This window comes from Mycobacterium sp. (assembly GCF_049802695.1).
Lineage (GTDB): Bacteria > Actinomycetota > Actinomycetes > Mycobacteriales > Mycobacteriaceae > Mycobacterium.
Window position 1 is genome coordinate 1 of record NZ_JBARMY010000274.1, and the last position, 9773, is coordinate 9773.

8 protein-coding genes and 1 pseudogene are annotated in these 9773 nt (G+C 65.6%); 1 reads left to right on the top strand and 8 read right to left on the bottom strand.

The features are described 5' to 3' along the window. The 8 genes and pseudogenes from gpgP to WA317_RS11255 all read right to left on the bottom strand — a co-directional run. A pseudogene (gene gpgP / locus WA317_RS11220) lies at positions 1–349 on the bottom strand (glucosyl-3-phosphoglycerate phosphatase); the annotation flags it as partial. Further along, a complete protein-coding gene (gene rsfS, locus WA317_RS11225) occupies positions 346–726 on the bottom strand; it encodes a ribosome silencing factor (RefSeq protein ID WP_425173096.1) in 381 nt (126 codons plus the stop codon). The gene rsfS and the pseudogene gpgP, both read right to left, overlap by 4 nt. Next, positions 723–1406: a nicotinate-nucleotide adenylyltransferase gene (nadD, locus tag WA317_RS11230; RefSeq protein WP_425173097.1), complete on the bottom strand. Its 684-nt coding sequence runs from the start codon at positions 1404–1406 to the stop codon at positions 723–725. The genes rsfS and nadD overlap by 4 nt, the downstream gene beginning before the upstream one ends. 142 nt (positions 1407–1548) lie before the next feature. Then, the gene (locus WA317_RS11235) at positions 1549–2997 is read right to left on the bottom strand and encodes a vWA domain-containing protein (protein ID WP_425173098.1); all 1449 of its coding nucleotides are present in this window, start codon (positions 2995–2997) and stop codon (positions 1549–1551) included. Continuing rightward, positions 2997–3872: an AAA family ATPase gene (locus WA317_RS11240; RefSeq protein ID WP_425173099.1), complete on the bottom strand. Its 876-nt coding sequence runs from the start codon at positions 3870–3872 to the stop codon at positions 2997–2999. The genes WA317_RS11235 and WA317_RS11240 overlap by 1 nt, the downstream gene beginning before the upstream one ends. A gap of 26 nt (positions 3873–3898) precedes the next feature. After that, positions 3899–5158 (bottom strand): glutamate-5-semialdehyde dehydrogenase, encoded by a 1260-nt coding sequence (locus WA317_RS11245; RefSeq protein WP_425173100.1) that lies wholly within the window; start codon positions 5156–5158, stop codon positions 3899–3901. A gap of 84 nt (positions 5159–5242) precedes the next feature. Further along, the gene (locus WA317_RS11250; RefSeq protein ID WP_425173101.1) at positions 5243–6646 is read right to left on the bottom strand and encodes a mechanosensitive ion channel domain-containing protein; all 1404 of its coding nucleotides are present in this window, start codon (positions 6644–6646) and stop codon (positions 5243–5245) included. Continuing rightward, entirely contained in the window at positions 6643–8820 is a 2178-nt protein-coding gene (locus WA317_RS11255; RefSeq protein WP_425173102.1) for an adenylate/guanylate cyclase domain-containing protein, read from the bottom strand. Before WA317_RS11255 ends, WA317_RS11250 begins: the two co-directional genes overlap by 4 nt. Positions 8821–8960: 140 nt before the next feature. On the opposite strand from WA317_RS11255, the gene WA317_RS11260 reads away from it, so the two are divergent. Beyond that, on the top strand, positions 8961–9773 hold an 813-nt coding region (locus WA317_RS11260), incomplete at its 3' end, for a ribokinase (protein ID WP_425173103.1).

Sequence of the window (9773 nt, forward strand, 5' to 3'; positions counted from 1 at the left end):
GTGCCCAGGTGGCGTCATCGCGCCAGGCGAGCCGGGCGCCGGGTGCTGCCGCGTCGACCTGTGCGTGAGTCAGGCCTTGCCAGTCGCCGAGACGTGTCTCGCGCAAACGGGTGTCCGCCCGCACCGGCACACCGGTGCGCTCGGCGAGCGCGACTGCGGTGTCATAGGCGCGGCGCAGATCCGAGGACACGATGAGCAGCGGCTGATGTTTGCTGAGCACCTCGGCGGCGGCGGCGGCCTGCGCCCGGCCGAGATCGGTCAGCTCGGTGTCGAGCTGGCCTTGCATGCGGCTGCCGGCGTTGAAGTCGGTCAGGCCGTGCCGCACCATCAAGAGTCGGCGCAGCCTCATGACGTGCTCGCCGAGTCCGGCGACAGGTCCACGGTCACGACGGGGCAATCCCGCCACAGCCGGTCCAGGGCATAGAAGTTGCGTTCGTCCTGGTGCTGGATGTGCACGACGATGTCGACGTAATCCAGCAGCGTCCAGCGGCCTTCCCGAGTGCCTTCGCGGCGGGCCGGTTTGTAGCCGGCCCGGCGCATCCTCTCTTCGACCTCGTCGACGATGGCGTTGACCTGCCGCTCATTGGAGGCCGAGGCGATTACGAAGCAGTCGGTGATGACGAGCTGACTCGAGACGTCGATGACGACTACGTCATCGGCGAGTTTCGCTGAGGCCGCTTGGGCGGCCACAGTGGCCATGTCAATGGCTTCGCGGCCGGCGGTCACGTCTGGTCCCGGGCGGCGAAGCTGGGGGCGATATTGCGGGCAGGCCCTGCGGCGTCTGGCTTCTGGTAGAGCCGACGCTTGGCGATGTACTGCACGACCCCGTCGGGCATCAGGTACCACAGCGGCCGGGATTCTTGGGCCCGGCGGCGGCAGTCGGTGGAGGAGATAGCCAGCGCCGGGATCTCGACCAGCCTCAACGCCTCCTCGGGCAGCCCGTCTAGCAGGTGCGCGATGTGCTCGCGGCCCAGCTCGTACCCGGGCCGGCTGACTCCTACGAAACGGGCCGTCGCGAACAGATCTCGCCAGTCCTGCCAGGACAGGATGGAGGTCAGCGCGTCTGCGCCGGTGATGAAGTACAGCTCCGAGTCCGGGTTCAGCGCGTGCAGATCGCGCAGGGTGTCTTTGGTGTAGGTGGGTCCGCTGCGATCGATGTCGACCCGGCTCACGGAGAACTGCGGGTTGGACGCGGTGGCGATGACCGTCATCAGATACCGGTCTTCAGCGGCGCTGACGTAGCGCTCTTTCTGCCAGGGCTGTCCAGTCGGGACGAAGACCACTTCGTCGAGGTCGAAGAGGTGCGCAACTTCGCTGGCCGCGACCAGGTGGCCGTTGTGGACGGGATCGAACGTCCCGCCCATCACGCCAAGCCTGCGATGGTGCCTATTGGCGGGGCCAGCCACGATTTGCCAGCTTACTTCAGCGCCCGGACCAGCTCAGTGCCTGCGAGCATCAGGCCATTCCCCACGAACGTGCGTGTTTGCACAGGGACACGCCGATGAGGAGGTACAAGAGCGCACGCTCGCCACCCGAGGCCACCCACACTCAAACCGGCAGCAGCTGATCGATCACCGCAGCCAGTTGTTTGGCGGAACGGCATTCGTGCATGGTGATCACGTCTTCGTAGCGCGGCACCGCCGAATCGCCGCTGCCCCACAGGTGCCTGGGCTCCGGATTGAGCCAATGCGCGTGCCTGCTCGCGGTCACCATGTGTGCCAGCACGTCGGTGGCCGGGTCCCGGTAGTTCGTGCGGCCGTCGCCGAGCACCAGCAGCGAGCTGCGCGGCGACAGCACGTTGGGGTGCCCGGTCAGGAACGAGTTGAACGCGTTGCCGTAGTCGCTGTGACCGTCGCGGGTGTACACCCCGGCCTCCCGGGTGATCCGCTGAATCGCCACCGCCAGGTCGGCGTCCGGCCCGAACAAATGAGTCACCTCGTCGGTGGTGTCGATGAACGCGAAGACGCGAACGCGGGAGAACTGCTGACGCAGCGCATGCACCAGCAGCAGGGTGAAGTGGCTGAACCCGGCCACCGAGCCGGACACGTCACACAACACCACCAGTTCGGGGCGGGCGGGGCGCGGCTTGCGGAGCACCACGTCGATCGGCACGCCACCGGTCGACATCGACTTGCGCAGCGTCTTTCGCAGATCGATCGCGCCCGCGCGAGCCCGTCGACGGCGAGCGGCCAGTCGGGTGGCCAGGGTGCGGGCCAACGGCGCCACCACCCGGCGCATCTGCCGCAGCTGCTCACCCGACGCCCGCAGAAACTCTACGTTCTCCGAGAGCTGCGGGATGCCGTACATCTGCACGTGGTCACGGCCCAGTTGCTCAGCGGTGCGCCGCTTGGTTTCCGCGTCGACCATCCGGCGCAGCTGCGTGATCTTCTGTCCGGCAAGCGCTTTGGCGATCTGCTGCTGAGTCGGCGTGGGCTCGTCGCCGTAGGGCGCGAGCAGCCCCGCCAGCAACCGGCCCTCCAGCTGATCCAGCGCCATCGCTTTGAGGGCCTGATACGACGAGTACGACGGCCCCCTGCTGGAGCTGTATCTGCCGTAGGCTTCGACGATTTGCGCGACCATCGCGAGCAACCGATCGTCCAGATCCGCGAGGTCGGGGTTGTCGACCAGTAGATCCAGCAGCATCTGCCGCATCGCCTCGACATCTTCGGGCGGCAGCCGCAAGTCCGCCTCGGCGTCGCCGGTCTCGTCATCGGCGACGACGGCCCGCGCACCCAGGGCGGCCGGCCACCAGAGGTCGAACATCGCATCGTAAGTGTCGCGGTGATCGGGCCTGCGCAACACCGCGCAGGCCAAACCTTCGCGCAACACCTCCCGATCGCCGAGCCCGAGCGTCGCCATCACCCGCCCGGCGTCCACCGTCTCCGACGGTCCGACCGAAATACCTTGTCCGCGCAGCGCTTCGACGAAGCCCACCAGATGGCCCGGCAGCCCGTGCGGGGCCAGCGGCCGGCTGGGGCGCACGCGGCGGACGGCCATCAGTTGAGCCTGAGCTCACCGGAGGCGCGCTGGTGGTCCGAGTGGTGTTTGAGCACTACCCCGAGCGTCGCAGCGATCGTCGCGTCGTCGATGGTGTCCATGCCCAGCGCCAGCAGCGTGCGTCCCCAGTCAATGGTCTCAGCGACCGAGGGCAACTTCTTCAGCTGCATTCCGCGCAGCACACCGACGATGCGTACCAGTTCCTCGGCCAGATGCCCGGGCAGTTCGGGCACCCGGGACAACAGAATGCGCCGTTCCAGCTCGGGGCTGGGAAAGTCGATGTGCAGGAACAGGCAGCGACGCTTGAGTGCCTCGGACAGCTCGCGGGTCGCGTTGGAGGTCAGCAGCACGAACGGTGCCCGGGTGGCGGTGATGGTGCCCAACTCCGGAACGGTCACGGCGAAGTCCGAAAGCACTTCGAGCAGCAGGCCTTCGATCTCGATGTCGGCTTTGTCGGTCTCGTCGACCAGCAGCACGGTCGGGTCGGTGCGCCGGATGGCGGTCAGCAGCGGGCGCGACAGCAGGAACTCTTCGCTGAACACATCAGTCTTGGTCTGATCCCAGTCGTCGGAGCCGGACTGGATGCGCAAGATCTGCTTGGCGTGGTTCCACTCATAAAGCGCGCGGGCCTCGTCGACACCCTCGTAGCACTGCAGCCGCACCAGCCCCGAGCCGGTGGCCTGGGCGACAGCGCGGGCCAGCTCGGTCTTGCCCACCCCGGCGGGACCTTCGACGAGCAACGGCTTGCCGAGCCGGTCGGCGAGGAACACCGCGGTCGCGGTGGCGGTGTCGGGCAGATAGCCCGTCTCGGCGAGCCGCCCGGCGACGTCGTCGATGTCGGCGAACAGCGGCACGGGCCGAGCGGGCACGGTCACAGGTGATTCTCCTAAGCCATTCGGAGTCAGGCCGGCCGAGTCTGGCCGTCTCCCCAGACGATCCACTTGGTCGAGGTGAGTTCCGACAGCCCCATCGGTCCGCGGGCATGCAACTTCTGGGTGGAGATGCCGATCTCGGCGCCGAAGCCGAACTGCTCACCGTCGGTGAACGCCGTCGACGCGTTAACCATCACTGCGGCCGCATCGACTCCGTCGGTAAACCGTTGCGCAGCGGCCATATTGGTCGTCACTATGGCTTCGGTGTGCCCGGTGCCGTACTCGTTGATGTGGGAGATGGCGGCGTCGACCCCGTCGACCACAGCTACCGCGATATCCATCGTCAGGTATTCGCGGCGCAGGTCGGCCTCCTCGGCATCGCCGCACGCACCACCGTGCACCGTCACCCCGGCGTCTTGCAGCGCACCCAGCAACCGCGGCATGGCCTGCCCGGCGATCGCGGCATCGACCAACAGCGTCTCGGCGGCGTTGCAAACGCTGGGGCGGCGGGTCTTGGAGTTCAGCAGAATCTGCTCGGCCACGTCCAGATTTGCGCCCTCGTGCACGTAGACGTGGCAATTGCCGACACCGGTCTCGATAGTCGGCACCTGCGCATCGCGGACCACCGCGTCGATCAGCCCCGCTCCGCCACGGGGAATCACCACGTCGACCAGACCACGGGCCTGGATCAGATAGGTGACCGTGGCACGGTCGTCCGCGGAGAGCAGCTGCACCGCGTCCGCGGGCAGGTCCTCACGCTGTAGCGCGACGCGCAGCACGTCGACGAGCGCCTGGTTGGACTTCGCCGCCGACGAGCTGCCGCGCAGCAGGGCGGCGTTGCCCGACTTGAGCGCCAAACCGAACGCGTCCACGGTGACATTGGGCCGGCCCTCGTAAACGATTCCGATCACCCCCAGCGGAACGCGCTGCTGACGGAGATGCAGACCGTTGGGCAGGGTGTAGCCACGCAATACCTCGCCGACCGGATCCGGCAGCCCGGCCACTTGGCGCAGACCGGCGGCGATACCCTCGACACGCTGTTGGTTGAGTGCCAGCCGGTCGAGCATCGCGCCGGTTGTGTCGGCGGCTCGCGCGGCGGCCAGGTCTTCGGCGTTGGCGGCCAGGATCTGCTCTGTATGAGCCACTAACGCATCGGCGGCCACGCGCAACGCGTAGTCCTTGGCCGCGGTCGGCAGGGGCGCCAAGACCCGGGCGGCAATTCGGGCGCGGCGGGCGGCGTCGTGCACCTGTCGGCGAAGATCGGGAAGCGGCGGTGCATGCACACTCATCATGACAGGGTATCGGTCTGGAGGCGAAACAGTTCACCGCGGTCCATTAGTTGTCGAAATCCGACCGTCGGCGCAGAGGGGCGCTCACGCCGTCCGCTCGTGCACCTTCGCGTGTTGCACCAGGGCGCGCCGCTCGTCGATAGCACGCCCGAAATCCTGTAGCAACAATGGTTTACGCATCGCGAGGTGCACAAGGTGATCCCGTTCCACCTCCAGCCCCGTCACCTCTTCCATGGCGTAGGCATCGGCGAAGTTGGGTTGACGGGTCAGCGCGGTCAGCCCGATGAAGGAGCCCTCCTCGAGTGTGCCGACCGAGATGATCGAACCGTCGCCGCTGATCGTCGTCAACCGCACACTGCCGACGATCAGAAACGTCATTTTCGCCGGCACCCGGCCAGTATGCTCGACGATTTCGTCTGCGCCGTAGCGGACGATCCTGGCGTGCGCCGCCAGCTCCTGTTGATCTGTGTGGCTTAGCCGCAAGGCCGGCGCCACCACCACACGTAGTGCCTTCTCCACGCGCTCATTGGTGGAGAAGTCATCTGCCACGCCGTCCAGATGAAGGCGCTCCCGCCGCGCCGCGTACCAAATCCAGCGCAGAAAGGTGGCTTGTGCGGCGGTGTCGTCGGCGGGTGATCGCAGTCCCACCGTGACGCGGTACTCGGCGCCACCGGCAGCTACCGATTGCGGCAGGACGTCGGTCTTGCGCTGCGGCAAGGCGCCGGCGACCCGCGACAACAGTGCGCATACCTGGTCGGGTGGGTCGGCCGCCGAGAATTTCACCGTCATGGCCAGTTGATGCCCACCGGGCGGACGGCTGAGGTTCGTGAAGGACGTGCCGGCCAGCACCGAGTTCGGTGTGATCTGCAGTCCCCGACCGGTCTGGATGTGAACCGCACGCCAGTTCGCTTCGACGATCCGGCCGCGCGCTGCCGGAGTGTCAAGCCAGTCGCCGATCCGGAAAGGTTGCTCGAACAACATGAACAAGCCCGACACGATCTGTCCGACGGAATTCTGCAGCATCAGGCCGATGACTACCGATGTCACACCGAGCGCGGTGAAAAGACCGCCGACACGCACCCCCCACACGTAGGAGAAAATGAGCGTCAGACCCACGCCGATCAGCAAGAACCGGCTCACGTCGAGGAAGATAGTTGGCACCCGCTGTCGCCAAGACCCCTGCGGTGCACCCTGAAACAGGGTTGCGTTGAGCCCAGACAGCAAAAGTAACAGCACGACGAATCCGAACACTGTCGCGAGCACGCGCACCGAGGTGATGCGGGAAGGCACCTGTGCGACTTCGGTCAACAGCAGCAACAGGGCACCCAGCGGTACCAGATAGCAGCGCAGCACGTTGATCGGTCCAGCCAGATAACTGCGCTTCCGGAGTAGCGACTGATGCCATTCGGTCAGACTGATCAGGACGACGGGCAGTCCGACCGCGAGCGCGGCGGCCCAGTACAACCAGGACGAGTCAATGTCTTTCACTGCCGCTCCGACAATCGCCAGACCGGCTGTTCGGCGCCGCCGACCGTGATGGTACCCGCGGACGTGAACTGGTGTACATCACGCATCACCTCGTAAACCTGCGACGTCACGTAGATCCCGGATTCTGTTGTTCGACCTCGAATTTGGTGAGCCAAGCTGACCGCCGCACCCCACATGTCGTAGACCATGGTGGTCCGGCCGACCAGTCCGCTGATGACGTTGCCAGTGTTGACACCGGCTCGAAGGCTGAGGTGATAGCCCGTCCTGGCGTTGAACCGCTCGATGATTCGTTGCATCTCCACGGTGAAATCGACGGTTCGGTGCACGCTGTCCAACCGCGGAACATTCAAGCCACAGCTGACGAGATATCCGTTGTGCACTGTGCGAATCGGCTCCACACCGAATGTTTCTGCTGCTGAATCCAGTTCGCGGATGAGCTCGTCGACGATCCCCACCAATTCATTGCCGGACAGCTCGTTGGAGATCTCGTCGAGCCCGCCGATGTCAGCGAATGTCACGGTGACGTCCTGGTGCTCCTGAGCGATGGTCTGGTCGCCTTCGCGGTAGCGCTGCACTACCTGCTCGGGCATCAGCGACAGCAGCAGACGATCGTTCTCCTCGCGCTGCTCGTCCAGCAGCTCCTCTTTGACTTGCAAACTCCTGCTCATCTCGTTGAAAGCGGCGGTTAGATCACCGATCTCGTCGCGCGATGTCACCGGAATCGCGACTTCGTAATTGCCGGTGCTGATCTCGTGCGCACCGGCCTGCAGCCGCCGAATTGGCCGCACGAAGATCTGAGCGACGAGCATCGCGCCCACGCAAAGGGCGAAAATCATCGCCGCGATGGTCAAGATGAGTGTCCGGGTGAAGGTCGCTATCCGCGCGTAGGCCTCGGCGCGGTCGCGGGTTGCCAAGATCGACCACTCCAGATCGGAATCGGGAATGTTGACTGGCGCATAGGCGACCAGTTCCTGGTCGCCTAGGTATCCGGTGTCCACCATGGTCCCGGTCTGTCCGCCCTGCGCGGAGCGCACCGCAGCAGTAGCGGCGGGTTGAACCAGCGTGGTGCCACGCCACCTCAGCGCTTTGTCGACGACGTCGGCCGGGGTTCCTGCCGCAAGAGCCTTGCGGCGATATTCCTGCGGGTCTTCGAGGAAAATCCGGGAATCCGAACGCATCAAGTTGTCCGGTCCGGTCAGATATGTTTCCCCCGTCTTGCCCATGCCGGCGGCCTTCCATTGCCTGTCGGCAGTCATGATTCGGTTTATCTTGGCGATCGGCAAGGGCAGCGCCAGGACACCGCTGGCCCGTCCCGACGAATTGATCGGCGACACTAACCAGGCGGTGGGCACACCGAGTTGGGGCGGATATTGCTGAAAGTCGGTGATCCACACGAAGTCCACCGAGTTGGCGGCCATTGCCTTCTCATAGCCGCCGCGTAGATTGGACCCCCGGTACGGGCCGGTCAGGATATTGGTGCCCAGCACAACACCTTTGTTGACGGTGTAAACGACGTTGCCCCGAGTATCGAGCAACACTGCATCTCTGTACTCGAAGCGGGTAGCGATTTCACGAAAGTAATTGTTAAAACGGGCATTCGCGGCCGACCACGCGCTGCCGTCACCGGCATCGTCGGTGGCGGAACCAGCACCGTTCGACGGCACCGTGTAGTGCGCCTGAAGGTATTTCTGCGAATTGTCGGCGGGCAGCAGTGCATCAGCGTTCAACTGGGTGCCGGTTGCCTGTTCGATCGGCTTGATCAGCCTGTCAGTGTAGAAGTTCACGATCGCCTGCTGCTGACCTGAGTCGATCGTCGCGTTGGCCAGCTGGTCGAAACCGGCGGTGTACGCCTGCACCGCCTCGGCCGTCGTCGTGCCGCGACTGTAAACGATCAGCGAGTTCGTCAGGTCCGCGAACAATGTCTCCACAGCCCGCTTTTGTGCCTCTCGCAACTGGGTCATCCGCTCATCGACGGCAGGCAGCAACGCACTGCGGCCCGTGACGTATTCGACGACGCCCATCACCGCCAACGACGCGAGGCTGGCCGTCAGCAGCATCACCATGACTTTGGACTGAATGCTGATGCGCGACAGCGGCCGCAGGCGAAGCCTTCTTGGTTTAGCTGAAAACGTCTGATCGTGCGCTACCGACCCAGTTGAGCGTCGCCGCCTCAATCGGCTTCCTTTCGCTGGCTGCTGGTTGAAGCAGAATGGCAGCAGCGTAACGCGAACCGGCTGGCGAGAACGCATTTGCCGAGAAAGCCGTTGCCGGCACGTCGTTGTGAAAGCGGATGCACGTGCATAAGGTCGTCTCAATGGCGACGCGGGTCTGCGTGGTGGGCAGCGTGAATATCGACACGGTGTACGGCGTCGACGCACTGCCGCAGCCGGGTGAAACGGTGTTGGCGGCAGCGGCCCGGTCGACACCGGGCGGGAAGGGCGGCAATCAGGCGCTTGCGGCGGCGCGGGCCGGTGCGCTGGTGCACTTCGTCGGCGCGGTAGGTGACGACGACGCCGGCGCGCGACTGCGCGGGCATCTGCGCGAGAACGCGGTCAACACCGACGGATTGGTGACGGTACCTGGAGACAGTGGCCGCGCGGTCGTCGTGGTGGACTCGGCCGGTGAGAACGTGATCGTCGTCGCGCCGGGCGCCAACGCCAGGCTCACGCTGGACTCACCGCGGTTGCGCAGGCTCGTCGCTGGGTGCGACGTGTTATTGCTGCAGTTGGAGATTCCGCTCGCGGTGGCCGCGGCCGCCGCGCGTGAAGCCCGCTCCGGTGGGGCGACGGTCATAGTCAACGCGTCGCCGGCGAGCGATGACTCCGATGCACTGGCCGCCCTTGCCGAGGTGTCCGACGTGGTCGTCGTCAACGAAGCCGAGGCCAAGCGCTGGACATGGCCGGTCCCGCATCTGGTGGTCACCCGAGGCGCCGCCGGGGCACGCTATTCGGGCGACGACGGAGAATGCACCGTTGCGGCACCGGCCGTCCACGCCGTCGACACTTCCGGTGCCGGTGATGTGTTCGCCGGTGTGCTCGCGGCAAGTTGGACCACCGGTCGCGAGCACGCCCTGCGGCGCGCGTGCGCAGCCGGCGCACTCGCCACCGGGGTGGTCGGCGCCGGTGAC

Coding starts and splice junctions, on each gene's coding strand:
- WA317_RS11235 (WP_425173098.1), bottom strand. CDS start 2,997: ATGGCCGTCCGCCGCGTGCGCCCCAGCCGGCCGCTGGCCCCGCACGGG.
- WA317_RS11245 (WP_425173100.1), bottom strand. CDS start 5,158: ATGAGTGTGCATGCACCGCCGCTTCCCGATCTTCGCCGACAGGTGCAC.